The sequence below is a fragment of the Microbacterium oxydans genome (assembly GCF_006540085.1).
In the GTDB taxonomy this organism is placed as follows: domain Bacteria; phylum Actinomycetota; class Actinomycetes; order Actinomycetales; family Microbacteriaceae; genus Microbacterium; species Microbacterium oxydans.
Window position 1 is genome coordinate 1 of record NZ_BJOG01000004.1, and the last position, 23,219, is coordinate 23,219.

Genomic DNA, 23,219 nt, shown 5'->3' on the forward strand with positions numbered 1-23,219 from the left:
AACCGCGAGGGCGGCGACCGCTCCGCTGGGCGTTCCTTCCCGCAGCGCGGGGGAGCGGGTCGGGAGCGGCCGGCGCAGGCCGCCAACGAGCGTCCGCGGTTCGATGAGCCCCACATCCCCGACGATGTCACCGCGCGTGACCTCAACGGGGCGGCGCGCAACGAGCTCAAGACGCTGAGCAAGGAGAATGCCGAGCACGTCGCCCGTCACCTCGCGATGGCGTCACGGCTCATCGATGAGGATCCTGCGCTCGCCCACCAGCACGCACTGGCCGCCTCCCGACGCGCCGGTCGCATCGCGATCGTCCGGGAGACCCTCGGCATCACTGCGTACGCCACGGAGGACTTCGCTCTCGCGCTGCGCGAACTGCGCACCTACCGTCGCATCTCCGGTAAGGACGATCAGATCGCTCTGATGGTTGACAGTGAGCGGGGTATCGGTCGCTCTGACCGGGCGCTCGAGACCGGGCGTGCAGTGGATCGCTCCGCCCTCGAAACGCCTGTCCGCGTCGCACTCGCCATCGCCATGTCGGGAGCCCGGCTGGATCAGGGCGATCTCGAGCTCGCGCTCGGTGAGCTGGAGATCCCCGAGCTCGACCCCGATCGCGCGTTCGAATGGAGCCCCGCTCTGTTCGCTGCCCGTGCCGCCGTGCTCGAAGACCTCGGGCGCACCGACGAGGCGGAGTTCTGGGCGCACCGTGCCGAGGTCGCCGCGGAAGCACTCGGGATCGACGAAGCGGGCGACGAAGAGATCTTCATCGAGGACAGCCTCATCGAGGGCGAGTTCCCCGGCGAGGACGACGCCTCGGCCGCGGCGTCCCAGGCGGACGCCGATGCAGCTGAGTCTGAAGCGGCTGAGTCTGAAGCAGCTGACTCCGATGCAGCTGAGTCCGATGCGGCTGAGTCCGATTCATCTGAGTCCGACGCATCAGACGAGGAAGAGCCCTCGGTCGAAGACGAGGTGCGCGAGCTGCTCGGCGAGGATCAGGACGAAGATCAGGACGCGGACGAGGACGACGAGTCGGAGCCGGAGGCGTAGTGGCGCTGTTCTCTCGGAAGCGGTCGGCACCTACTCCGCTCGACGGTGTCGACACTGTCCTCGCCGACCTCGACGGGGTGGTCTATGCCGGTCCCGGGGCACTGCCGTTCGCGGTCGAGAGTCTCAACGAGGCGGCGAAGTCCGCTCGGCTCGGATACATCACCAACAACGCTGCGCGGACCGACGCGTCCGTGGCTGAGCACTTGAGCAGCCTCGGGCTCCACGTCGAGGCGACGGATGTCGTCACCAGCCCGCAGGCCGCGATGCGTCTGATGGCCCAGATCGTGCCCGCACCGGCGACGATCCTGGTCATCGGCGGTGACGGGCTCGTCGACGAGGTGCAGAAGGCGGGTTACACGGTCACCCGCAGCGCGGACGATGCACCCAGCGCCGTGGTGCAGGGCTTCGCGCCCGAGGTCGCCTGGACCGATCTCGCTGAGGCGGCCTTCGCATTGAAGCTCCCGGAGGACGAGGGCGGGATCCCGTGGATCGCCACCAATACGGACTGGACGATTCCTCGGGAGCGTGGCGTCGCGCCGGGGAACGGAACGCTCGTCTCCGCTGTCCACACCGCGATCGGCCGGCTCGCGACCGTCGCGGGGAAGCCGGAGGAGCCGATCTTCCAGGAGGCGCTCGCACGCTTCGGTGCGACGAAGGCGCTTTTCATCGGTGACCGTCTGGACACCGACATCATGGGCGCCAGCCGGGCGGGCATCGACTCCGCTCTGGTGCTCACGGGCATCGATCGGCCGAAGCATGTGCTGGCGGCACCGGAGGGGTCGCGTCCTACGTACATCCTCGGCGACCTGCGCGAGCTGCATCTTCCGTACCCTGAAGTGACTCAGCAGGACGGCGTCTTCCGTGTCAACGGCGCCGCCGTGCGTGTCACCGGTGCCGATGTCGAGATCGTGGCGGAGTCCGCAGAGCAGATCGATCTCCTGCGGGCGGGCGCTGCCGCCATCTGGGCTTCGGGAACGCCCGTGTTCGTGCTGCGGGTTCCCGAGCGTCTCTACGAGGATCCGTTCCACCGCCCCTGACGCCGTCGCGTGGCGCCCTCCTGCGTCGGAGGGGCCGCGTACAGTAGAACCGTGAGCGATGAGACGACGAGCGCACCGACCGATGGTCTGTGGAGTCGGCTGCGCCTGATCGAGGGTCAGCCGCTTCCCGCCCGTGCCGACGCGTATTCTGCGCTGCACGACGAGCTCTCCCGTCGCCTCGAGACCGGTGCGAAGGTCGAGCAGCGGGAGACGTCGGGATCCCGATGACGCGACTCGACGCCGCCCTCGCCTCCCGAGGACTCGCCCGTTCGCGCACCCACGCGGCGACCCTCATCTCAGAGGGGCTCGTCAGTGTCGATGGCCGACCGGTCGTGAAGGCGTCGACGTCGGTCGGCGAGGGGGCCGAGATCACGATCGCCGGAGCCGACCACTACGTCGGCAGGGCCGCGCACAAGCTCATCGCGGGTCTCGACGGCTTCGCCGTCCCGGTGCAGGGGCGTCTCGCGCTCGACATGGGCGCATCCACCGGCGGATTCACGCAGGTGCTGCGCGAACGCGGCGCGCGCACGGTCCTCGCTGTCGACGTCGGGCACGGGCAACTCGCTCCGTCCATCGCCGCCGACCCCGGCGTCATCGCCGTCGAGGGCTACAACGTCCGTCACATGACACGCGAGAACCTCACCGCGGCGACCGGCGAGACGGCGGCACCCGATCTCATCGTCGGCGACCTCTCGTTCATCTCCCTCGAACTCGTGCTTCCGGCCGTCGCCGCCGTGGCAGTGCCGGACTCCGACATCCTCCTGCTCGTGAAACCCCAGTTCGAAGTCGGGCGCACAGCCGTCCGCGGCGGTCTGGTCACCGACCCCGCAACGCGCGCCGACGCCGTCGCCAGAACGGTGTGGAGCGCGTGGGATCTGGGACTCGGCATGCTCGGGATCCTTCCCTCCCCGATTCTCGGTACGCACGGGAACGCGGAGTATCTCGTGCACCTCGCCCCGGGGCGGGGCAGCAATCCGACAGAATGGCTGGACACCATCAACCGACTGGCAGGAGGACGATGAACGAGCGCTGCATCCTGGTCGTCGCTCACGCGGGCCGTGTCGACACCGTCGAGGCCGCCCGTCGGGTGATCGACGCTCTTCGAGAGGCCGGAGCGCGACCCGTTCTGGCCGTCGACGATCACGAGGACCTCGCGGCCGTCGACCCGTTCTTCGTCGACACCGACGTGCTCGGGCGTTCCGTCGACCCGGCCGACCTCGAGCTGGCGATCGTGCTGGGCGGGGACGGGACGATCCTGCGAGCCGCGGAACTGGTGCGGGACAGCGGCGCACCCGTGCTCGGCATCAACATGGGGCATGTGGGCTTCCTCGCGGAGATCGACCGCGATGACATGGACAAAGCGGTGCGCCGTGTGATCGATCGCGACTACGAGGTCGAAGAACGGCTCGCGCTGTCGGTGCGGGTCAAAGATGTCGATGGCACGGTCGTCTACGAGACCTGGGCGCTCAACGAGGCGACGGTCGAGAAGGCCAGCCGTGAGCGGATGATCGAGATCGTGCTGGAGATCGATGGACGCCCCCTGTCGAGCTTCGGCTGCGATGGCATGGTCGTGTCCACTCCGACCGGATCGACCGCCTACAACTTCTCGGCGGGAGGCCCCGTGATCTGGCCCAGTGTGGAGGCAATCGCCGTGGTGCCGCTGTCTGCGCACGCGCTGTTCGCCAAGCCGTTGGTGGTCAGCCCGGACGCGTCGGTCGCGATCGAGATGCTCGAGCGCACGGACGGCTCCGGCATCCTGTGGTGCGACGGACGCCGTTCGCACGAACTGCCGCCGGGCGCTCGTGTGGTGGTGCGTCGTTCTTCACGTCCCGTGCGGCTCGCGCGCCTGCACCCCACGGCCTTCACGGACCGTCTCGTGCGCAAGTTCCAGCTGCCCGTCGCCGGGTGGCGTGGCCAGGCGACGGAAGCGACGTCGTGAGCGAGAGGTCGTCATGATCGAGGAGATGCGGATGCAGGGGCTCGGCGTCATCGCCGATGCCGTTCTGCCGCTGGGCCCCGGCTTCACCGCGGTCACGGGTGAGACCGGTGCGGGCAAGACCATGGTCGTCACCGGACTCGGGCTGCTCCTCGGCCAGCGCGCCGATTCCGGGGCGGTGCGCGCCGGTGCGTCGCAGGCATCGGTCGCCGGCGTGTGGATCGTCCCCGAAGAGGGCAGCGTCGCAGAGATCGTCGCCGACGCCGGCGGAGAGCTGGAGCCCGCGGGTGGCGGCAGCGCCGAACTCTACGTGTCGCGCACGCTGAGCGCGGAAGGGCGCTCCCGCGCGAGTGTGGGTGGCCGCGCCGCTCCGGCGGGAGTACTCTCTTCGCTCGCGGAAGAGCTTGTCGTGGTCCACGGCCAGTCCGAGCAGCTGCGGCTGCGATCAGCGACCGCCCAGCGCGATGCGCTCGATCGTTTCGGTGGTGCTCCGATCGCGGAAGCCGTGAACACCTATGCGGCCGCTTTCGCTCGTTGGCGTGCGCTCGACGCCGAGATCTCGGAGATCACCGAGAACCGGGATCGGCGGGCCGAAGAAGCCACGCGACTGCGGGAGGCCATCGCACTGATCGAGGCGACCGCGCCGGAGCCGGGGGAGGACCAGGAGCTCACCGAGCGCTCCGAGCGTCTCGCCAACGCCGAGGAGCTGCGTCTCGCAGCATCTCTCGCCCACGCCGCGCTGTCGAGCGAAGACGGCGAGCCCGATGCCGCGGCGCTCGTCGCGGAGGCACGTCGCGTGCTCGAACGAGCCTCTGATGCCAAGTTGACCGAGATCGGGGAGAACCTCGCCGACATCGGCTACCGGATCGCCGACACGGCGGGGCTTCTCTCCGCCTATCTCGCCGACCTCGACGAGACCGGTCCGCATGAGCTCGCGGCGGTCGAAGAGCGGCGTGCGGCGCTCGGGACCCTGATCCGTGCCCACGGCTCGCTCGATGAGGCTCTGACTCTCTGGCAGACCGGATCCGCGCGGCTGGCCGAGCTCGACGACGACGGTGACCGCATCGAAAGGCTGATCGCCGAGCGCGATGCGGCCAGGGTCGAGCTCGACGCGCACGCCGATGCACTGACTGCGGTGCGCACCGAGGCGGCTTCTCGTCTGGGCGCCGCTGTGACGGAGGAGCTCCACGCTCTCGCCATGCCGGACGCCCGCCTCGAAGTCGCGGTCTCCGAGGGCACCGAGAGCGCCCACGGCCGAGATGATGTCGCGATCCTCCTCGCGCCCCACCCCGGCGCCGAGCCGCGATCGGTCTCGAAGGGAGCCTCTGGTGGCGAGCTCTCCCGTGTCATGCTGGCCATCGAGGTCGTGATCGCCGCGACCGACCCGGTTCCGACGTTCGTGTTCGACGAGGTCGACGCGGGCATCGGCGGCGCTGCGGCCATCGAGGTCGGACGCCGACTCGCCCGACTCGCCGAGAAGTCGCAGGTCATCGCGGTCACACATCTCGCGCAGGTCGCAGCTTTCGCCAACAACCACCTGTCGGTCGTGAAGGCCAATGACGGCGCGGTCACGGCTTCCAGCGTGCGGCGTCTGGAGGGGGAGGAGCGCGAAGCCGAGATGGCACGTCTGCTGTCGGGGCTCACCGATTCCGACGCCGCTCTGACCCACGCGCGTGAACTTCTCAGCCTCCGAGTGCCCACCGCCTGATAGGATCGAAGCCCGTGATGAACTCTTCTTCTGCGGGACCCAAGAACGACACGACCAAGCACATCTTCGTGACTGGTGGTGTCGTTTCGTCTTTGGGCAAGGGACTGACGGCGGCCAGCCTCGGAAACCTCCTCACGGCCCGCGGCCTGCGCGTCGTGATGCAGAAGCTCGACCCGTACCTGAACGTCGATCCGGGCACGATGAACCCGTTCCAGCATGGCGAGGTGTTCGTGACGGACGACGGCGCCGAGACCGATCTCGACATCGGCCACTACGAGCGCTTCCTCGACATCAACCTGTCGGAGGCGGCCAACGTCACCACTGGCCAGATCTACTCGCAGGTGATCGCCCGCGAGCGTCGCGGCGAGTACCTCGGCGACACGGTGCAGGTCATTCCGCACATCACGGACGAGATCAAGCGCCGGATGCGCCTGCAGGCGTCGGAAGACCCGCGTCCCGACGTGATCATCACCGAGGTCGGCGGCACCGTCGGCGACATCGAGTCGCAGCCGTTCCTCGAGTCCGCGCGCCAGCTGCGTCACGAGCTCGGCCGCGACAGCGTGTTCTTCGTGCACGTGTCGCTCGTGCCCTTCATGGGCGCCTCGGGGGAGCAGAAGACCAAGCCGACGCAGCATTCCGTGGCGGCCCTGCGCCAGGTCGGCATCCAGCCGGACGCCCTGGTGCTCCGCAGCGACCGCCCGGTCAGCGCGAGCAACCGCAACAAGATCGCGCTGATGTGCGACGTCGATGTCGAGGGCGTCATCAACACCGTCGACCTGCCGAGCATCTACGACATCCCCTCGACGCTGAACGAGCAGGGACTCGACTCGTACATCGTGCGCCGCCTCGGCCTCGACCAGAAGGCGGCCGACGTCGACTGGACACGCTGGAACAAGGTGCTGCACGCGGTGCACAACCCCAAGCACGAGGTGACGATCGGCCTGGTGGGCAAGTACATCGACCTCCCCGATGCCTATCTCTCGGTGACCGAGGCTCTCAAGGCCGGAGGCTTCGCACAGGAGACCAAGGTCAACATCCGCTGGATCCCCTCCGACCTCTGCGAGACCCCGGAGGGCGCCAGGGAGCAGCTGGCCCAGCTCGACGGCATCTGCGTGCCGGGAGGCTTCGGCATCCGCGGCATCGAGGGCAAGCTCGGCGCGCTGAAGTTCGCGCGTGAGCAGGGCATCCCGACGCTCGGCCTGTGCCTCGGCCTGCAGTGCATGGTCATCGAGTACGCACGCGACGTCGCCGGCATCGAAGGTGCATCCTCGAGCGAGTTCGACCCGGAGACGGCGGAGCCCGTCATCGCCACGATGGCCGAGCAGGTCGACATCCTGGACGGAGGCGACCTCGGGGGCACCATGCGCCTCGGTCTGTACCAGGCCGCCCTCGCCGAAGGATCGCTCGCCCGTGAACTGTACGGTGCGCCCGAAGCCTCCGAGCGCCACCGTCACCGCTACGAGGTGAACAACGCCTATCGTGACCGTCTCTCGGAGGCCGGACTGGTGTTCTCCGGTCTCAACCCGGAGCTCGACCTCGTCGAGTACGTCGAGCTTCCCCGCGACGTGCACCCGTACTACATCGCCACTCAGGCGCACCCCGAGCTGCGCTCGCGTCCGACCGCTCCGCACCCGCTGTTCCGCGGACTGGTCGGCGCAGCGATCGAGCGGAACCGCGCGAGCGAGCTGTTCGACGTCAGCGCGGATGACTGAGTCGCCGCAGGACCTCCGCGACGAGCCGTTCGAACCGGAGGTCCTTCACAGCGATCTCGTATACCGCGGCAGGGTCTGGGACGTCCGCTCCGACCGTGTGCGCTACGGAGACGGTGAGATCGTCCGACAGTACGTCGATCACACCGGCGCGGTGGCGATCGTCGCCCTGGACGATGAGGGGCGCGTCCTGCTGATCCAGCAGTACCGTCACCCGATTCGGCATCGGGATTGGGAGCTCCCTGCAGGACTGCTGGATGTGGAGGGGGAGGAGCCTCTTGCCGCAGCCCGGCGGGAGCTCGCCGAAGAGGCCGACCTCGTTGCCGAGCGCTGGGAACCCCTGGTCTCCTCCTGGACGACTCCGGGCGGGAACGACGAGATCATCCACGTGTTCCTCGCGACCGGGGTCTCCTCGGCTGACGCGGCACACGACCGGGAGGACGAGGAGGCGGACATCCGGGTGGCGTGGGTGCCGCTTTCGGACGCCGTCTCGGCGGTGCTCGAGGGGCGGATGCGCAACGGCATCCTCGCCATCGGGGTGCTCGCGGCATCGCAGAGGCTGCGCGACCGGGACTGACGATGCAGCTCGAGCGCGCCCTGGACGCCTACCTGCGTCATGTCACGGTCGAGCGGGGCCTGAGTGCCCACACGGTCGCGGCGTACCGGCGTGACCTCGGCGTCTATCAGGAGTGGTTGGTCGCAGAAGGGATCGCCGACACGGCTGAAGTGACCCCTGCCGTGATCGACCGGTTCATCGCGGAGCGGGCATCTGCCCAGCCGCCGCCCGCCTCGACGAGCCTCGCGCGCCTGCAGTCGTCGGTCCGGGGCTGGCACCGCTTCCTGGCACGCGAGGGCATCGAGGCTGACGACCCCAGCGGCCGGCTCCGCCCGCCCAAGGCGCCGCGACGGCTCCCCAAAGCCCTGACCATCGAGCAGGTCGAGCGCCTTCTCGCCGCGCCATCGCCCGAGGACCCGCTCGGCATCCGCGATCGCGCGCTGCTCGAACTCCTGTATGCGACCGGAGCCCGGGTGTCGGAGGCCATCGACCTCGACGTGGACGACCTGGCACACGGCGACGTGCTGCGACTGCGGGGGAAGGGGGCCAAGGAGCGCATCGTGCCGGTGGGCTCCTACGCGCGCGCCGCCGTGGACGCGTACCTGACGCGCGTGCGTCCGGGACTGGCGGCCAAGGGACGTGCCTCTGCCCGACTGTTCCTCGGCGCTCGGGGCGCCCCGCTCTCACGCCAGAGCGCCTGGCTCGTCATCCGCGCTGCCGCCGAGAGAGCGGAGATCACGGTCGACGTCTCCCCGCACACCCTGCGGCACTCGTTCGCGACGCATCTCCTGCAGGGTGGGGCGGATGTGCGCGTGGTCCAGGAGCTCCTCGGGCATTCGTCGGTCGCGACGACGCAGATTTACACCCACGTCTCCGTCGACGCGCTCCGCGACATCTACGCGACGTCGCACCCGCGCGCCCGATGAGGGGTGCCGCACCGGCCCGGTCGCTCTGCCGCGCGCCGATCGCTCTGCCGCTCGCCGATCGCTCTGCCGCGTGCCGAGGCGGCCGGAGAACCGCACGGCCGGTACAATCGACCAAGCACGACGGAGCAGGAGAACGGGTGGCTGAGAAAGTGGCGAAGTCCAGGGCGAAGGCGCAGAAGGCCGACGAGACCCCCATGGGACCCACCGGCCGTCCGTATCACGGCTTCCCGATCCCCGAGCCGCTGAAGTCCCACGGCCCTGCACGCATCATCGCGCTGTGCAACCAGAAGGGCGGCGTCGGCAAGACGACCACGTCGATCAACCTCGCCGCGTCGCTGGCCGAATACGGCCGGAAGGTGCTGGCGGTCGACTTCGATCCCCAGGGTGCGCTCTCTGCGGGCCTCGGTATCCCCACCCACGACGTGCCGACGATCTACGACTTGCTGTTGGACACCAAGCGCGACGCCCACGATGCGATCGTGCACTCGAGTGTCGAGGGCCTCGATGTCATGCCGGCGAACATCGATCTCTCCGCTGCCGAGGTGCACCTCGTCAACGAGGTCGCGCGAGAGACGATCCTCGCCCGCGTCCTGCGCCAGGTGGCGGGGGAGTACGACGTCATCCTGATCGACTGCCAGCCTTCGCTCGGCATCCTCACCGTGAACGCGCTGACGGCGGCCCACGGCGTGATCATCCCGCTCGAGTGCGAGTTCTTCGCCTTGCGCGGGGTCGCGCTGCTGATCGAGACGATCGACAAGGTCCGCGACCGGCTCAACCCTTCGATCACGATGGACGGCCTGCTGGCGACGATGTACGACCCGCGCACGCTGCACTCCCGTGAGGTGCTCGAACGTGTGGTCGAGGCATTCGGCGACGATGTGCTGGAAACCGTGATCGGCCGCACCGTGAAGTTCCCTGACGCCTCCGTGTCGGGCGTGCCGATCACCGAGTTCGCCCCCGAGCATGCCGCCGCTCAGGCGTATCTGCGGCTGGCGCGGGAGCTGGTCGCCCGTGGCGCCGTCGCCTGACGAAGCACCCGTCGACCCGTCGCTCCAGGAGAGCGCAGACGAAGGAGCGTCCGCCGAAGCCAGCGGCTTCACGGTCTCGCTGTCGAACTTCGACGGCCCCTTCGACCTGTTGCTGAACCTCATCTCGAAGCACGAGATGGACATCACCGAGGTATCGCTGAGCGCGGTCACCAACGAGTTCATCGCGTACCTCGGCCAACTCGACGACGACGAGGACCTCGATCAGGCGTCCGAGTTCCTGGTCGTGGCCGCGACCTTGCTCGACATGAAGGTCGCCGGTCTTCTCCCTCAGGGCGAGCTGGTCGATGCCGAGGCGGTGGCTCTGCTCGAGGCGCGCGACCTGTTGTTCGCACGCCTGCTGCAGTATCGGGCCTTCAAGGAGGTCTCGACCTGGTTCGCCCGCTGTCTGCAGCGCGAGGACCGTCGTCACGTGCGCGCTGTCCGTCTGGAGGAGAAGCACCGACGTCAGACGCCGGAGCTCGTGTGGTCCTTGAGCGTCGACGACTTCGCCGCTCTCGCCCTCCTGGCCTTCGCCCCGAAGGAGATCCCGCACGTCGGGCTCGATCACCTGCACGCGCCCCTGGTCAGCATCCGAGAGCAGGCGGCGATCGTGGTGACGCTGCTGCGCGGCACCGAGTCGGTGAGTTTCCGCGAACTCGTGGCCGGCGTGACCGAGCCGGGCATCGTCGTGGCACGGTTCATCTCGGTGCTGGAGCTCTACCGGCACGCGGCGCTGTCGTTCGAACAACTGGAACCGCTCGGCGAGCTGACGCTGCGCTGGGCAGCCGACTCCTGGTCGGATGAGACGCTGGCGACCCTGGGAGCCGACTATGACCGATGATGTGACGGACGAGACGAACGCCGACCTGGCCGGTGCCGAGGAGATTCCTCTGACCGAGCGGATCGAGGCGATCCTCTTCATCGTGGATGAGCCGATCGGTCTCATCGCCCTGGCCGCCGCGGTCGGCTCGCCGGTTCCTGCCGTGCGCCAGACCCTGGAGATGCTGGTCGAGGACTACGACGGGCGCGGGAAGGGACCGCGACGCGGTTTCGAGCTTCGGGAGGTCGGCGGCGGGTGGCGTCTCTACGTCAGGGAAGAGCTCGACGACGTGGTGGCGGCATTCATCGGCGGTCAGGCTCCCGCACGTCTCTCGCAGGCCGCCCTGGAGACCCTTGCCGTCATCGCCTACAAGCAGCCGGTCACGCGCAGCCAGGTCGCCTCCATCCGCGCGGTGAACGTGGACTCCGTCGTCCGTACGCTCGTCGCTCGTGGACTGATCACCGAATTGTTCGCAGACTCCGAGACCGGTGCGATCAACTACGGCACCACCGACGCGCTCCTCCAGCATCTGGGCATCAACTCCCTCGACGAGCTGCCCCCGATCTCCCCGCTGCTCGACGATGGCGCAGACGGATTCGACGAAGGGACCATCCGATGACCGGCCACGACGCCTCGAACACCGCCTCGAACGCAGCCTCGAACACCGCCTCGAACGATTCCGGGGCTGCACCCGAAGGCGTGCGCCTGCAGAAGGTGCTCGCCGCTGCAGGAGTCGCTTCACGCCGCGTGGTCGAGCAGTACATCACCGAAGGCCGCATCCGCGTCAACGGCATCGTGGTCTCCGAACTCGGGAGACGGATCGACCCGGAGAACGACCTCGTCGACGTTGACGGCACCGCCGTGCAGCTCGACGTCTCGAAGCGCTACGTCATGCTCAACAAGCCCACCGGTGTCGTGAGCAGCATGAAGGACGAGAATGGCCGCCCCGATCTGCGCCGGTTCACCGCCGACTACGAGGAGCGGCTGTACAACGTCGGACGGCTGGATGCCGAGACGAGCGGTCTGCTCATCCTGACCAACGACGGCGCGCTCGCTCATGTGCTGGCGCACCCGTCGTTCGGCGTGACCAAGGTGTACATCGCGAAGGTCGAGGGAACGGTGCTGCCACAGACGATCTCGAAGCTCACCAAGGGCATCGAACTGGAGGACGGACCGATCGCCGCCGACAAGGCGCGGCTCCTGGACACCTCACGAGGGTCGAGCCTGGTGGAGTTGACACTGCACTCCGGTCGCAACCGCATCGTCCGTCGGATGCTCGCGGCCGTCGGCCACCCGGTCACGGAACTGGTCCGTCGACAGTTCGGTCCGCTCCACCTGGGAACCCTCCCGGCCGGAAAGACGCGGGAACTGAGTAAAATCGAACTCGGCGCGCTTTTGACCCTGTCGCGCCGTGATTCCGGTGTCGCCGAGGCGCCAGGCGAGCAGGAGAGCGAATGACCGATACGACGAGTGCGCCCGCGGGGCGGAGAGCGGGCTTCGTCGCGCCGCGTCTCTCCGGGACCGTCCGCATCGTCGGCGCGGGCCTCCTCGGCGCGAGCATCGGTCATGCCCTCCGTGCGAAGGGCGTCGACGTGGTGCTGTCCGACGCCTCGCCGGCCCAACTGCGCCTCGCGGTCGACTACGGCGCCGGCCGGATCGCGGCGGAGGACGACGCCCCCTCTCTCGTGGTGGTCGCCGTTCCGCCCGATGTCACGGCAGACGTGATCCAGGCCGAGCTCGAGCGGTTCCCGCAGGCGGTGGTCACCGATGTCGCCAGTGTGAAGCTCGAGCCGTTCCGCACTCTTCAGACGCGCGGCGTGGACCTCGCCCGCTACATCGGCTCGCATCCCCTCGCCGGCCGTGAGCGCGGTGGGGCGATCTCTGCTCGCGCTGACCTCTTCATCGGACGCCCCTGGGTCGTGTGCCGAGACGCGGAGACGAAAGCTTCCGATCTCGCGCTCGTCGAGGCCCTCGCCCTCGATGTGGGAGCGACGCCGCTCGAGATGACCCCGGAGGAGCACGACCGTTCTGTCGCGCTGATCTCGCATGTGCCGCAGGTGGTGGCGAGTCTGCTCGCCGGTCGCCTCGCAGAGGCCGAGGAAGGGGCGCTCCGTCTCGCGGGCCAGGGCGTCCGCGACACGACGCGCATCGCTGCGTCGGCACCGGAACTCTGGGTGCAGATCCTCGGGGCGAACGCCGAACCGGTGGTCGAGATCCTCGATGCCCTCGCTTCCGACCTCGGTGAGATCTCCGACGCCCTGCGCGATCCGGCCGCCCCCGGCGCCCGCCGCACGGTAGCCGAGACCATCCGCCAGGGCAACGACGGGGTCGAGCGTCTTCCCGGCAAGCATGGACAGAACCAGCGCTTCGACACCCTCGTCGTCATGATCGACGACACCGCCGGGCAACTCGGGCGGCTCTTCGGCGAGCTGGGTGAACTCGGAGTCAACGTCGAGGACCTGCGCCTCGAGCATTCGCCGGGAGCGCAGTTCGGCCTCGCCGAGATCAGCGTCGACCCGGCGGCTCTGCACGGCGCGATCACCGGGCTCCAGGAACGCGGCTGGCGTATCGCGGGGAGCACCAATGACTGACATCTCATTCTCCGCCGCGGAGGCGCACGTGACCGACGCACAAAAGTTCATCGCGATCGACGGCCCCGCCGGCTCCGGCAAGTCCAGCGTTTCCAAGGCTGTGGCGCGCAAGCTCGGCTTCGGGTACCTCGACACCGGGTCCGCCTACCGTGCGCTCGCTTGGCATGTGCTCGACCGCGGGGCCGACACGGACGACTCCGAGGCCGTCCTCGCTGCGGCGACCGACTTCCCCGTGCGACTGGGCCTCGACCCCGACGACCGCACGGTGCTCGTCGGAGACGTGGAGGTCACCGAGGCCATCCGCGACCCGCGAGTCTCCGGAGCGGTGAGCGGCGTGGCGCGCGTGCCCGAGGTGCGAGCACAGGTCAACGAGCTCTTCCGCCGGCTGGTAGCCGAGTCGTCGTATCCCGCCGTCGTGGTGGAGGGACGTGACATCACGACCGTGGTGGCACCGGACGCCCCTGTACGGATCCTTCTCACCGCAGCCCCCGAAGTGCGGGCTGCGCGACGTGCCGGTGAACTCGCCGGCGAGAATGCGGCTGCTGTCGCCGCGGCATTGCACAAGCGCGATGCCTCAGACAGTGCCGTCGTCGACTTCCTGAACGCTGCAGAAGGCGTCGAGGTCGTCGATTCGACGGAGCTCGATTTCCCCCAGACCATCGACGCCGTCCTCACGGTGATCGAACGAATCCAAGGAGCACCCCGTGGCTGACGACGAATACGAAGGCGGCCCCGACCAGCTCGCCGAGAAGATGGACCAGCTCGACGAGCATCTCGCCGAGCAGCGTGCGGAGACCCTCCGCGCCGGCCTCTCCGACTACGAGCTCGACGACGAGGACGCGGAGCTCCTCGCGGGCATCACGCTCGGCGAGGACGGCATCCACTACAGTCCCGCACTTCCCGTGGTGGCGATCGTCGGACGGCCGAACGTGGGCAAGTCCGCGCTCGTGAACCGCATCCTCGGTCGCCGTGAGGCCGTCGTGGAGGACACCCCCGGTGTGACCCGCGACCGCGTGACGTACAAGGCGGAGTGGGGAGACCGTCGCTTCTCGCTCGTCGACACCGGCGGGTGGGAGCCGGACGCCCGCGGCATCGACCGCTCTGTCGCGATGCAGGCGGAGGTGGCGATCGACCTCGCCGACCTGGTGCTGTTCGTCGTCGACGCCATGGTGGGTGCGACCTCCACCGATGAGCACGTGGTGAAGCTGCTGCGCAAGAGCGGCAAGCCCGTGTTCCTGGTCGCCAACAAGATCGATGACGCCCGGCAGGAGCCGGAGACCGCAGCTCTGTGGAGCCTCGGTCTCGGCGAACCGCACCCGGTGTCCGCCATCCACGGACGCGGTGTCGCCGATCTGCTCGACGCCGTGATGAAGAAGCTTCCCGAGGTCTCGGCGGTCGCCAAGCAGGAGATCGGCGGACCCCGCCGGGTCGCCATCCTCGGTCGCCCGAACGTCGGCAAGTCGTCGCTGCTGAACAAGGCGGCCGGCGAGGAGCGCGTGGTCGTCAACGATCTCGCCGGCACCACGCGCGATCCGGTCGACGAGGTCGTGGAGCTGGGCGGCAAGATGTGGCGTCTGGTCGACACCGCCGGCATCCGTCGTCGCGTGCACATGGCGCAGGGCGCGGACTTCTATGCGTCGCTGCGCACCTCCGCTGCGCTGGAGAAGGCGGAGGTCGCCGTCGTCGTGCTCGACGTCTCCGAGTCGATCAGCGAGCAGGACGTGCGCATCATCGACCTGGTGCTGGAGTCGGGTCGTGCACTGGTCCTCGCGTTCAACAAGTGGGACCGCCTCAACGACGACGACCTCGAGAACGCCGATCGCCGTCGCTACCTCGAGCGGGAGATCGAGCAGGACCTCGCACACGTCGCCTGGGCCCCGCGCGTGAACATCTCCGCGAAGACCGGGCGTCACCTCGACAAGCTCGTTCCCGCCTTGGAGACCGCGCTGGAGAACTGGGACCGTCGTATTCCGACGGGCAAGTTCAACGCGTTCCTCGCGGAACTCGTGGCCGAGCACCCGCACCCGCTGCGTGGAGGCAAGCAGCCGCGCATCCTGTTCGGTACGCAGGCATCGACGCGCCCGCCGACGTTCGTGCTGTTCACGACCGGTTTCCTCGACCCCGGGTACCGCCGGTTCATCCAGCGGCGTCTGCGCGAGCTCTACTCGTTCGAGGGCACGCCGATCGTGATCAACATGCGCGTGCGCGAGAAGCGTCAGCGCTGATCTGTTCCGGCGCATGTCGCGCCGTGGTGCCGTCGCCCCGATGCTGTGAAAGGCTGAGTGTGTGACTGTCGTACCTCCTGCTTCCGGTGAGCCGCGTCGCCCCGAGGGGCCGCGGAATCCCGGCGATGCCTGGGTGATCTCGGAGTCGGGGGAGAAGTACTGGGGGCGCTTCGGCGCCGCCGGTCTTCTCGCCTACGATCCCGCGCGCGGGATCCTGCTGCAGCACCGCGTCTCCTGGAGCCACTTCGGGGGGACGTGGGGGCTTCCCGGCGGGGCGCTGCACGAGGGGGAGAGCGCGATCGACGGAGCCGTCCGCGAAGCCCAGGAAGAGGCCGGCGTGCCCGACGGTGCTGTGCGCGCCCGGTTCACGAGCGTGCTCGACCTCGGGATCTGGTCGTACACGACCGTCATCGCCGACGTGCAGGTGCCGTTCGAGCCGGTGATCAGCGACCCCGAGAGCGTCGCCCTGGAATGGGTGCCGGTGGATGAGGTCGACGCCCGCCCTTTGCACCCGGGGTTCGGGGCGTCGTGGCCTGCGCTGCGGGCGCTGCTCGGGACGCGTCCTGCGATCGTGGTGGATGCGGCGAACGTCGTCGGTTCGGTCCCGGACGGCTGGTGGAAGGACCGTGCCGGAGCGGCGGCTCGACTTCGCAGCCGTCTCGAACGCTTGGCTGTTCCCGCCGAGGAGCTGGAGCTCGGGGGAGATGTGTGGTTCCCCGAGGTCTCGCTGGTGGTCGAGGGACAGGCGCGAGGCATCCCCGACGAACCGGGACCCGTCCGCCTGGTACGTGCCGAGGCGGAGGGCGACGACGCGATCGTCGCTGAGATCGAGCGTCGGGTCGCGCGCGAGGAATCCGTCGTCGCCGTCACCAGCGACCGCGGCCTTCGGGAACGGGCCGATTACGCGGGCGCCGCGCACATCAGGTCGGCGGGATGGCTGCTCGAGTTGCTCGACGCGCAGGGCTGACGTCGAGTCCCTGCGTCGCGGTCCGGTCACCGTCGACCCGGCAGCCCGGCGTCAGACGAACATCACCCTTCGAGGGGGCGAATCGGCGTAGTCCCGGCCCAGTGGGCTGTGCCAGGTGACGCTGCCGTCTTTCTCCTGCTGAGCGGTCCACCGATGCGCCTCCGGAATGTCCGGGTGCTTGAGCGTGTGGTGATTCCGGCAGAAGTGCGCGAGATTGTCGAGCGCGGTCGTGCCGCCCTTCGCATGATCGTGGTTGTGGTCGATCTCGCAGCGGTGCACCGGCATCCGGCATCCCGGGAACCGGCAGTGTCGGTCGCGCGCGCGGAGGAAACGCCGCATGCCCTCGGTCGGCGTATAGGTGTCGGTCTCCACGACCATGCCGGACGGGTCGAGGAACAGGCGGCTCCAGCCCGTGTTGCGCGCTGCGAGCTCGCGCGCGACGTCGGGGTGCAGCGCTCCGTGCCCGTCGAGCTCCGCCGGGTCGTCGTCAGCGCCGGTGAGGGTGCTGGCCGCGATCGTCACCTGCACGCGGGCCTGGATGCCGTCGAGGCCGTCCCCGTGTGCGGCGCTCGGGTCTGCCGTGAGGAGCAGATCAGCGAAGAGGTCGGCCTGGGTCTGTGCCCACGTACGGGTGTCCGCCGGGAAGCGCACGACGTCGGGGTCGGTCGTGAACGTGCTCTCGTCGATGCCACGGATCACACGGTCATCGAGGAGGTCGAACACCGGATCGTCGAGGGAGATGTCCTCGGGGCTGATGCCCTCACGCCCGTCGTCGAACCACCAGGGCGGAGGAACGACATCGCGGTCATCGCGGGCGCGTACGACCGCTCGTGTCATCTGATTCAGTCGGTCGGCGATGGCGGTGGCGATCCACTCGGGCAGCACGGCGGTGAGCAGCGCGAGCCCGTCGTCGAGCGACTTCACCGTCACGCACCGTTCCTCGGCCACACGTCGGTGTCTGTCGACGAGCGTCTCGCCGACGAGGGCGGCGACGACCTGTCGAGCGTGCGCCTTGGTGCGCGCTGCGGTGTCCTGCTCGGCGACCACCAGCACCGCCGTCTCGAACAGCTCCATGACTGCCGGATCGATCTTGCGGTTGCGGATGGCCTCGGCCACGATGGCGCTGGCCCTGGCGATCTCGCGAACGTGTCCAGCGCTGACAGTGCCGCGCGAGAACGAAGCGCGGGTCGCGGGGAGATGACCGACCAGTGCCTGGGCGTCTGCGAAGGCGAACTCCATGGACCCCTTCGGCAGACGGCCGGCAGCCGAGAACTCCGCGACCATCGACCGGTAGATCGCATCGCGGTGGAACGGGCTCGAGGCGACATCGGCATCGTGGATGGCGATCTGCTCCGTGAGCAACTCGGCTGCCTCGGCCTCGAGTGCGGCGATGCGGCGACGGGTCGCGACCCAGGCGTCGAGAACTCGACGACGTTCTTCGAGATCGAGGTCGAGGTCGGGTTTCTTATCGTTCGCCATGCACTCAGTTTAGAACAAAGCTTCGAAAGCGAGAAGGTGCGGCCACGATGCATGCCGAGATATCAGCTCGGGAGATGATCGTTGCGGCCGCGCAACCGATCGATGTCGCGTCGTTCGCGTTTGGTCGGTCGCCCCGCTCCGCGGTCGCGCACGCCCAGTGCTGCCTGAGGCTCTCGTTCGGGCGTCCGGTCGTCGTAGGCGAGAGCGGCGACGGGAGCGCCGACACGCTTGACGAGCAGCTGGCGGACGAAGAGGATTCGATCGAACCCGGCGATCCTGATGCGGACCTCGTCGCCCACCCGGATCTGCTGCGCGGCCTTCACCCTGTCTCCGTTCACGCGTACATGCCCCGCGCGGCATGCCGTCGTCGCCGCCGAGCGCGTCTTGTAGACACGGATAGCCCAGAGCCAGCTGTCGATGCGTGCGGCATCCATCAGGAACTGCTCTTCCTCAGTGCCACGAGAGCGCCGGCGACGATCAGTCCCTGCCCGATCGTGTAGGTGAGCATCACGGCGGGGCTGCTCCAGGGCGGCAGGGAATCGGGGAGGAAGAGTCGGAAAGCGAGGATCGTGTCGCTCGCGAGGAAGAACGACCCTCCGACGGCGATGACGGGATGGCAGCGCGCGGAGAAGGCGGCGGTCCCCGCGAGCACCAGTCCGTAGAGAGCGACGGCGACGAGAAGGCCACCGGTGTGCGGACCGAGCACGGCGATCATGGCGACCCACCAGCCGGCGTACACGAGAGCCCACCAGGGCATGCGCCGGGTCGACAGGTGACGTGCGAAGAGCAGGATGTAGGCCACGTGGGCGATGCCGAAGAACAGCAGCATCAGGGGCAGTTCGGGGCCGCCGGGGAGGAATGTCCCGGCTCCGTCGCCGAGCCAGGAGAAGAACACGGCGGCAAGCAGCAGGATCAGCGCGGAGCGCGGAACGAGGCGTCGCGCAGAGACCACGACCGGAACAGCCAGCAGCGGCATCAGGAGCAGTTTGGTAGGCGCGGCGAGCGGGCTGTCGACCGCCAGCAGGACGACGTGGAGGAGAGACACGACGGTGTAGGGGAGGAACGCGGAGGCGAAGAGCACGCGGCGCCGCTGGAGCTCGTCGTCGTGTCGCGGCACCGACGGGGCCTGCGACCCGTCCCTCATGGCGCTGCTGTTCACGATTCGACGGTGACCTCGACGACGCTGTCGTCGACACCGAGATGCACAGCCGGCCAGTATCCCTCGGGGAAGTGCTCGCCGCAGCCGTCGGTCAGATGGAGAACGACCGTGCCGTCGGCGGCCGCTTCGATGGCCTCGACGGCGAGGTCTGTGCTGGCCTCGTCGAGCTCGAGACTTCCCGGTTCGCCCGCGCTGAACTTCGTGACGACGGCATCCGTGGCGATGCGTCGCACGATGTCGAGTCGCTTCACCGTGTCCCGCAGTCGGGGGAGCAGAGGTTCGACCTCGTCAGGGGCCGAGCCTTCCATCATCAGCTCGAGGTCGGTGCCGTGGACCGAGATCGAGCCGACGAACCAATCGTGTGTCAGCACCGTCCCATCGGTGAGCTCCGAGCGTGCGCGCGTGAACGTGCCGAGCTCGGGATCGTCGATGGTCGGAGTCTCGTTGCTCATGACTTCACGCTAGCGGCTTCTCATCGGTTGCGATCATCCGTCGTCATCGAAGGAGAGTGCCACGAGCGTGCGGCCCGGCTTGAGCTCGGCCCGTTCCATGAAGCCGGCCGCGAGGAATGTTCCGAGAGTGCCGTGGAAGAGGTCGTTGGAGCGCTGCTTCTCACCGCGGGTGTCGACGGGATACCCCTCGATGAGGCGCGCCCCGGATTCTCGGGCGTACTCCACGGCCGCGCGCAAGAGCTCGAGGTTGAGCCCGCTGCCACGGTGCTCTCGGCGCACCACGAAGCACGTCACCGCCCAGACCGACTCGTCTTCGAACGGCTCGGTGCTCGCCGCAGCGATGATACGCGTGCGAGGAACCCGGGCTTGGCGCGTGCGGGGGCCGATACGGATCCAACCGGCAGCCTCGCGATCGACGTAGGCGACGATCCCTGGAGGTGGCCCCTCGTCGATCTCGGTGCGGAACATCTCGGTGCGCTGCGGCGTCGTGGTCGCGTTCCAGTCCTTATTGCTCAGCACCGGCCAGATGCACTGGCAACTGGCGCCGTCTCCGCCACCCGTGAGCGCGTGCTGGACATCGTCCCAGCGCGCCATCGTCGCCAGCTCGGTCGTGATCGTCGCCATGACGCGACGCTACGCGGGGCATCCGACACTCGCAACGCCTCGGTTCGCGGAGGGGGTGCGGATACGGCTAAGATAGGGGAGTTGCCTGCGCGAGAGCGCAGAACAACGGGCTGTGGCGCAGCTTGGTAGCGCACTTGACTGGGGGTCAAGGGGTTCACCCCCTCCGGTCGGCCCGAAATAACTGAAAATCGATGCCACGGGATGTGGCGCAGCTTGGTAGCGCACCTGACTGGGGGTCAGGGGGTCGCAGGTTCAAATCCTGTCATCCCGACAGAAAAGCCCCGATGAGAAGCCATTTTCATCGGGGCTTCGTCATGTCTGGCGACGGGTTTTTGTTGGTCCCCCTCTGGTCCCCTCGCCAAGGCATCGATGCCGGCTCACAGACGTCGGAGGGCGTATCTGGCTCTCTGGAGGTCGTTGCCTGTGGATAAGGGGACCAAAAGGGGACCAGAGCCTCCGTCGTGGCTCCCGGCTCCCCGTCACAGTGACCTCGAGGCCCCGCGCCGGCTCGGTCTGCTGGCCTTGGCGGATCGGGCAAGGAAGGCGTTGGCCTGCTCCGCAGCGGAGGCGAGGTGGCGGTCGTCGGGGTGCAGGTATCCGCGGGTGGTCTCGACGGAGGCGTGGCCGAGGATGTCCTGAAGGACGTGCAGCGGGATGCCGGCGTCCGCCATCCACGTCGCGCCGGTGTGCCGGAGGCCGTGCCGGGTAAGGTCGGGCAGGCCGAGATCGCTGACGATCTGGTCCCAGTTCGTCGCGTCCCGCACGGTCGCGGTCGTGAGAGCGCCGCCCTTCGGGCCGACCAGCAGCCGATCCTCGGGCTCTTTCCCCTCCGTGAGCCGCTCAAGAACCGGTCGGAGCGGGTCGAGGATCGGGACGCGGCGTTCTCTGCGGCCTTTGGTCTGCTTCGTGATGAGCCCGCCTTTGCCGGGGTAGGTCTGCCGCGCGATCACCACGATGTTCTTGTCGAACCGGACGTCACCGGCCTGAAGGCCCGAGACCTCGGAGGAGCGCGCTGCGAGGAGGGCGGCGAGCATGACGAAGTCGGAGTACGACTGGTGGACCTTCCCGCAGGCTTCAGCGAGCTTCGTCAGCGTGCCCATGTCCGGGATCGCATGGGCGCGTGGGGAAGCATCCTCCGCAGGCTGGAGACGGAAGGCATTGCGGTTCAGGCTGCGCTTGGCACGGTTCTTCGCGGGGTTGATCGGGATGAGCCCGTCGCGCACTGCTTCGTCGAGGACCCGCACGAGAGGTGCGATCGAGTTCTTGATCGTTGACGCCCCATGCCGTTTCTCCCAGGCATCGATGGTGCGGTCGATGATCCCGGCGGTGATCTGCGTGACGGGTAGGTGCCCGAGGGCAGGTAGCACGCGGAGCTTGAGCCCGTACCCGTAGGTCTCCCCGGTGGAGGTGGGGTCGAGGCCGCGCGCCCATCGGTCGCCGATCGTGGTGACGAACTCGGTGAGCGTCATGGACACGTCCATGCCCTTGGCCGAGGACTGCCGCAGCGAGTCGAAGAACTCATGCGCTGCAGCCTCGTCAGCGACGATCTCGGAGCGGATGATGCGGCGTTTGCTGATCGGGTCCGTCCAGCGGGCACGGGCGCGGATGCCGTAGGAGCGACGTTCCAGGTCGGTGGAGATCCTCACGCCGACCGGAGGCACCGGCTTCGGTTGCGCGTGCGGGAGCGGCTCAGCCTTCCTGGGCATGGCTGTGCTCCAGCCCCGCCAGCCAGGCGTCGACCGCGTCGATGCGGTACCGGGCGATCCCGCCCAGCCGCAGGAACGGCGGCCCCTGACCAGCCGAACGCCACCTCGACAAAGTCGACTCGGACACCTTGAGATAGGCGGCGATCTCGCGACTGTCCATGAGAGGGGAGACCACGATCGTGCCGCCGGTATCGCTCATGCGACTTCTCCGGTGTTCGGGTTGAGCCCGGCATAGAAGTCGTCCTCGGCCTGGCGGCGCGCGGCGACATCGTCGAGGACGAACTGCACGAAGTCCTGATCCCGGTGAGCGATGATCGTGTCCTCGACCGGGCCTGCCGGGTCCTCCCCGGGCCAGGTGGTTTGCCGGGTCGGGCGGTCTCGGTCGAGCCGGGTTCCGGAAGCTGCGACCCAGTCACGGAGCCGCTGGCGGGCGTCGGCGAAGTCGCGATGCCAGCCCAGCGGCGCGGAGCCGTTCTGCTCCGGGTCGTAGGCGGACAGCCAATGCAGATGCAGCGCACTCAGCTCCCACAACAGCTCCGGGTGGCGGTGCCAGAACGGCGGAACCACCGAAGCAGGCAGCCCGTAGGTGCGGCGCAGCCAGTCGACCCAGCGGTTCAGCTCCAGCCACTCGGCCTCCGCTTCCTCGCTGGTCAGGAGGTTCCAGTTGATCGGGCGCGGAGGCTCCGGGATCAGCGGCCCGTTGAACTCCTCGGACTCCTCGTCCAGGTCCGGCTCGTCGGTCTCGGGGGCGGTGTCGTTCTGGTTCATCGCGGTCACCGCCGTTCAGAGCCCGAGCGCCGGGGCGGTGCCCGAGCTCTCGCGATGAGCTGCGCCGGCCGCCTGTCCCACAGGCTCCTGCGTCGTGGCGGGCTGGCGGCGGGTGCGGTCGACCTCGTAGCTCGTGCGGGCGAGGTCGTGGCCGAGCTTCTTCGCGACGAACTCCTCGGACTTGACCACCTCGCCTTCCGGCGTGGCGCGGTCGTACTCGCGGGTGTAGCCCTCGGCGACGAACTTGTCTCCCTTGGCGAGCCGGTCGTGGGCGCGCTCGGCGGTCTTCTTGAACGCCACGAGGTCGTGGAAGGTCGTCTCCGTCTGCGTGAACGACCCGTCCGGCTCCTTGCGATAGTGCTCCTGCCCGATCTTGGCGTAGAACCGGGCATCGCCCCGCTCCGTGTAGGTGAGCTGCGGGTCGGAGGCGATGAACCCCGAGACGGATTCCTGCGTGTGGAGAGCCATTGGACTGCCCCTCTTTCTGACA

26 protein-coding genes and 2 tRNA genes are annotated in these 23,219 nt (G+C 68.5%); 19 read left to right on the plus strand and 9 right to left on the minus strand.

What is annotated here, in order from left to right:
- From MOX01_RS07865 to MOX01_RS07940, 17 genes are all read left to right on the plus strand, one after another.
- On the plus strand, positions 1-1,038 hold a 1,038-nt coding region (locus tag MOX01_RS07865; RefSeq protein ID WP_230979366.1), incomplete at its 5' end, for a hypothetical protein.
- A complete protein-coding gene (locus MOX01_RS07870) occupies positions 1,038-2,075 on the plus strand; it encodes an HAD-IIA family hydrolase (protein ID WP_061016417.1) in 1,038 nt (345 codons plus the stop codon). The genes MOX01_RS07865 and MOX01_RS07870, both read left to right, overlap by 1 nt.
- A gap of 51 nt (positions 2,076-2,126) precedes the next feature.
- The gene (locus MOX01_RS19130) at positions 2,127-2,303 is read left to right on the plus strand and encodes a hypothetical protein (RefSeq protein ID WP_164734087.1); all 177 of its coding nucleotides are present in this window, start codon (positions 2,127-2,129) and stop codon (positions 2,301-2,303) included.
- Positions 2,300-3,097 (plus strand): TlyA family RNA methyltransferase, encoded by a 798-nt coding sequence (locus tag MOX01_RS07875; RefSeq protein ID WP_141369217.1) that lies wholly within the window; start codon positions 2,300-2,302, stop codon positions 3,095-3,097. The genes MOX01_RS19130 and MOX01_RS07875 overlap by 4 nt, the downstream gene beginning before the upstream one ends.
- Positions 3,094-4,014 carry an NAD kinase gene (locus MOX01_RS07880; RefSeq protein WP_046749378.1) on the plus strand — a complete coding sequence of 307 codons (921 nt, stop codon included), beginning with the start codon at positions 3,094-3,096 and terminating at the stop codon, positions 4,012-4,014. The genes MOX01_RS07875 and MOX01_RS07880 overlap by 4 nt, the downstream gene beginning before the upstream one ends.
- Positions 4,015-4,027: 13 nt before the next feature.
- Complete coding sequence (gene recN, locus MOX01_RS07885) at positions 4,028-5,719, plus strand: DNA repair protein RecN (RefSeq protein ID WP_058633031.1); 1,692 nt, start codon at positions 4,028-4,030, stop codon at positions 5,717-5,719.
- Between the two features lie 17 nt (positions 5,720-5,736).
- Positions 5,737-7,431 carry a CTP synthase gene (pyrG, locus tag MOX01_RS07890; RefSeq protein WP_046749376.1) on the plus strand — a complete coding sequence of 565 codons (1,695 nt, stop codon included), beginning with the start codon at positions 5,737-5,739 and terminating at the stop codon, positions 7,429-7,431.
- Complete coding sequence (locus MOX01_RS07895; RefSeq protein ID WP_046749375.1) at positions 7,424-8,005, plus strand: NUDIX domain-containing protein; 582 nt, start codon at positions 7,424-7,426, stop codon at positions 8,003-8,005. Before pyrG ends, MOX01_RS07895 begins: the two co-directional genes overlap by 8 nt.
- A 2-nt stretch (positions 8,006-8,007) precedes the next feature.
- Positions 8,008-8,910 (plus strand): site-specific tyrosine recombinase XerD, encoded by a 903-nt coding sequence (gene xerD / locus MOX01_RS07900; RefSeq protein ID WP_046749374.1) that lies wholly within the window; start codon positions 8,008-8,010, stop codon positions 8,908-8,910.
- 194 nt (positions 8,911-9,104) lie between these two features.
- Positions 9,105-9,938: a ParA family protein gene (locus MOX01_RS07905; RefSeq protein ID WP_168441067.1), complete on the plus strand. Its 834-nt coding sequence runs from the start codon at positions 9,105-9,107 to the stop codon at positions 9,936-9,938.
- Positions 9,922-10,779, plus strand: coding sequence for a segregation and condensation protein A (locus MOX01_RS07910; RefSeq protein ID WP_046749373.1), 858 nt, complete (start codon positions 9,922-9,924; stop codon positions 10,777-10,779). Before MOX01_RS07905 ends, MOX01_RS07910 begins: the two co-directional genes overlap by 17 nt.
- On the plus strand, positions 10,769-11,377 hold the full coding sequence (gene scpB / locus MOX01_RS07915; RefSeq protein ID WP_141369219.1) for an SMC-Scp complex subunit ScpB: 609 nt from the start codon (positions 10,769-10,771) through the stop codon (positions 11,375-11,377). The genes MOX01_RS07910 and scpB overlap by 11 nt, the downstream gene beginning before the upstream one ends.
- Positions 11,374-12,216 (plus strand): pseudouridine synthase, encoded by an 843-nt coding sequence (locus MOX01_RS07920; protein WP_230977928.1) that lies wholly within the window; start codon positions 11,374-11,376, stop codon positions 12,214-12,216. Before scpB ends, MOX01_RS07920 begins: the two co-directional genes overlap by 4 nt.
- Positions 12,213-13,349, plus strand: a complete 1,137-nt coding sequence (locus MOX01_RS07925) for a prephenate dehydrogenase (RefSeq protein ID WP_141369221.1) — start codon at positions 12,213-12,215, stop codon at positions 13,347-13,349. Before MOX01_RS07920 ends, MOX01_RS07925 begins: the two co-directional genes overlap by 4 nt.
- Complete coding sequence (cmk, locus tag MOX01_RS07930) at positions 13,342-14,061, plus strand: (d)CMP kinase (RefSeq protein ID WP_113681019.1); 720 nt, start codon at positions 13,342-13,344, stop codon at positions 14,059-14,061. The genes MOX01_RS07925 and cmk overlap by 8 nt, the downstream gene beginning before the upstream one ends.
- Before the next feature lie 40 nt (positions 14,062-14,101).
- On the plus strand, positions 14,102-15,574 hold the full coding sequence (gene der, locus MOX01_RS07935; protein ID WP_218867908.1) for a ribosome biogenesis GTPase Der: 1,473 nt from the start codon (positions 14,102-14,104) through the stop codon (positions 15,572-15,574).
- A gap of 61 nt (positions 15,575-15,635) precedes the next feature.
- Positions 15,636-16,541: an NUDIX domain-containing protein gene (locus tag MOX01_RS07940; RefSeq protein ID WP_141369223.1), complete on the plus strand. Its 906-nt coding sequence runs from the start codon at positions 15,636-15,638 to the stop codon at positions 16,539-16,541.
- Between the two features lie 51 nt (positions 16,542-16,592).
- Here the strand turns inward: MOX01_RS07940 and MOX01_RS07945 are convergent, their stop codons facing one another.
- The 5 genes from MOX01_RS07945 to MOX01_RS07965 all read right to left on the minus strand — a co-directional run bounded on the left by MOX01_RS07945 (position 16,593) and on the right by MOX01_RS07965 (position 20,255).
- Positions 16,593-18,020: an HNH endonuclease signature motif containing protein gene (locus MOX01_RS07945; RefSeq protein WP_141369225.1), complete on the minus strand. Its 1,428-nt coding sequence runs from the start codon at positions 18,018-18,020 to the stop codon at positions 16,593-16,595.
- 62 nt (positions 18,021-18,082) lie between these two features.
- Positions 18,083-18,454, minus strand: a complete 372-nt coding sequence (locus MOX01_RS07950; protein ID WP_174799764.1) for an RNA-binding S4 domain-containing protein — start codon at positions 18,452-18,454, stop codon at positions 18,083-18,085.
- Positions 18,454-19,179 carry a lysoplasmalogenase gene (locus MOX01_RS07955; protein WP_230977927.1) on the minus strand — a complete coding sequence of 242 codons (726 nt, stop codon included), beginning with the start codon at positions 19,177-19,179 and terminating at the stop codon, positions 18,454-18,456. The genes MOX01_RS07950 and MOX01_RS07955 overlap by 1 nt, the downstream gene beginning before the upstream one ends.
- Complete coding sequence (locus tag MOX01_RS07960) at positions 19,176-19,631, minus strand: hypothetical protein (protein ID WP_058633023.1); 456 nt, start codon at positions 19,629-19,631, stop codon at positions 19,176-19,178. The genes MOX01_RS07955 and MOX01_RS07960 overlap by 4 nt, the downstream gene beginning before the upstream one ends.
- A 33-nt stretch (positions 19,632-19,664) precedes the next feature.
- Positions 19,665-20,255, minus strand: coding sequence for a GNAT family N-acetyltransferase (locus MOX01_RS07965; protein WP_061017973.1), 591 nt, complete (start codon positions 20,253-20,255; stop codon positions 19,665-19,667).
- Between the two features lie 106 nt (positions 20,256-20,361).
- On the opposite strand from MOX01_RS07965, the gene MOX01_RS07970 reads away from it, so the two are divergent.
- A tRNA-Pro gene (locus MOX01_RS07970) sits at positions 20,362-20,431 on the plus strand.
- Between the two features lie 21 nt (positions 20,432-20,452).
- Positions 20,453-20,526, plus strand: a tRNA-Pro gene (locus MOX01_RS07975).
- Positions 20,527-20,734: 208 nt separating this feature from the next.
- Here the strand turns inward: MOX01_RS07975 and MOX01_RS07980 are convergent.
- From MOX01_RS07980 to MOX01_RS07995, 4 genes are read right to left on the minus strand one after another with little or no spacing between them, the layout of a single operon-like run.
- Positions 20,735-21,961 carry a tyrosine-type recombinase/integrase gene (locus MOX01_RS07980; RefSeq protein WP_067115691.1) on the minus strand — a complete coding sequence of 409 codons (1,227 nt, stop codon included), beginning with the start codon at positions 21,959-21,961 and terminating at the stop codon, positions 20,735-20,737.
- Positions 21,945-22,160, minus strand: coding sequence for a helix-turn-helix transcriptional regulator (locus MOX01_RS07985; protein WP_067115694.1), 216 nt, complete (start codon positions 22,158-22,160; stop codon positions 21,945-21,947). The genes MOX01_RS07980 and MOX01_RS07985 overlap by 17 nt, the downstream gene beginning before the upstream one ends.
- Positions 22,157-22,729, minus strand: a complete 573-nt coding sequence (locus MOX01_RS07990; RefSeq protein WP_141369226.1) for a hypothetical protein — start codon at positions 22,727-22,729, stop codon at positions 22,157-22,159. The genes MOX01_RS07985 and MOX01_RS07990 overlap by 4 nt, the downstream gene beginning before the upstream one ends.
- Positions 22,730-22,744: 15 nt before the next feature.
- On the minus strand, positions 22,745-23,197 hold the full coding sequence (locus tag MOX01_RS07995) for a single-stranded DNA-binding protein (RefSeq protein ID WP_067115697.1): 453 nt from the start codon (positions 23,195-23,197) through the stop codon (positions 22,745-22,747).
- Between the last annotated feature and the right edge of the window lie 22 nt (positions 23,198-23,219).

Coding starts and splice junctions, on each gene's coding strand:
- xerD (WP_046749374.1), top strand. CDS start 8,008: ATGCAGCTCGAGCGCGCCCTGGACGCCTACCTGCGTCATGTCACGGTC.
- MOX01_RS07960 (WP_058633023.1), bottom strand. CDS start 19,631: ATGAGCAACGAGACTCCGACCATCGACGATCCCGAGCTCGGCACGTTC.
- MOX01_RS07895 (WP_046749375.1), top strand. CDS start 7,424: ATGACTGAGTCGCCGCAGGACCTCCGCGACGAGCCGTTCGAACCGGAG.
- MOX01_RS07965 (WP_061017973.1), bottom strand. CDS start 20,255: ATGGCGACGATCACGACCGAGCTGGCGACGATGGCGCGCTGGGACGAT.
- MOX01_RS07945 (WP_141369225.1), bottom strand. CDS start 18,020: ATGGCGAACGATAAGAAACCCGACCTCGACCTCGATCTCGAAGAACGT.
- MOX01_RS07990 (WP_141369226.1), bottom strand. CDS start 22,729: ATGAACCAGAACGACACCGCCCCCGAGACCGACGAGCCGGACCTGGAC.
- der (WP_218867908.1), top strand. CDS start 14,102: ATGGACCAGCTCGACGAGCATCTCGCCGAGCAGCGTGCGGAGACCCTC.
- MOX01_RS07920 (WP_230977928.1), top strand. CDS start 11,374: ATGACCGGCCACGACGCCTCGAACACCGCCTCGAACGCAGCCTCGAAC.
- MOX01_RS07995 (WP_067115697.1), bottom strand. CDS start 23,197: ATGGCTCTCCACACGCAGGAATCCGTCTCGGGGTTCATCGCCTCCGAC.
- pyrG (WP_046749376.1), top strand. CDS start 5,737: ATGAACTCTTCTTCTGCGGGACCCAAGAACGACACGACCAAGCACATC.
- scpB (WP_141369219.1), top strand. CDS start 10,769: ATGACCGATGATGTGACGGACGAGACGAACGCCGACCTGGCCGGTGCC.
- cmk (WP_113681019.1), top strand. CDS start 13,342: ATGACTGACATCTCATTCTCCGCCGCGGAGGCGCACGTGACCGACGCA.
- MOX01_RS07950 (WP_174799764.1), bottom strand. CDS start 18,454: ATGGATGCCGCACGCATCGACAGCTGGCTCTGGGCTATCCGTGTCTAC.
- MOX01_RS07875 (WP_141369217.1), top strand. CDS start 2,300: ATGACGCGACTCGACGCCGCCCTCGCCTCCCGAGGACTCGCCCGTTCG.
- MOX01_RS07925 (WP_141369221.1), top strand. CDS start 12,213: ATGACCGATACGACGAGTGCGCCCGCGGGGCGGAGAGCGGGCTTCGTC.
- MOX01_RS07985 (WP_067115694.1), bottom strand. CDS start 22,160: ATGAGCGATACCGGCGGCACGATCGTGGTCTCCCCTCTCATGGACAGT.
- MOX01_RS07880 (WP_046749378.1), top strand. CDS start 3,094: ATGAACGAGCGCTGCATCCTGGTCGTCGCTCACGCGGGCCGTGTCGAC.
- MOX01_RS07905 (WP_168441067.1), top strand. CDS start 9,105: ATGGGACCCACCGGCCGTCCGTATCACGGCTTCCCGATCCCCGAGCCG.
- MOX01_RS07980 (WP_067115691.1), bottom strand. CDS start 21,961: ATGCCCAGGAAGGCTGAGCCGCTCCCGCACGCGCAACCGAAGCCGGTG.
- recN (WP_058633031.1), top strand. CDS start 4,028: ATGATCGAGGAGATGCGGATGCAGGGGCTCGGCGTCATCGCCGATGCC.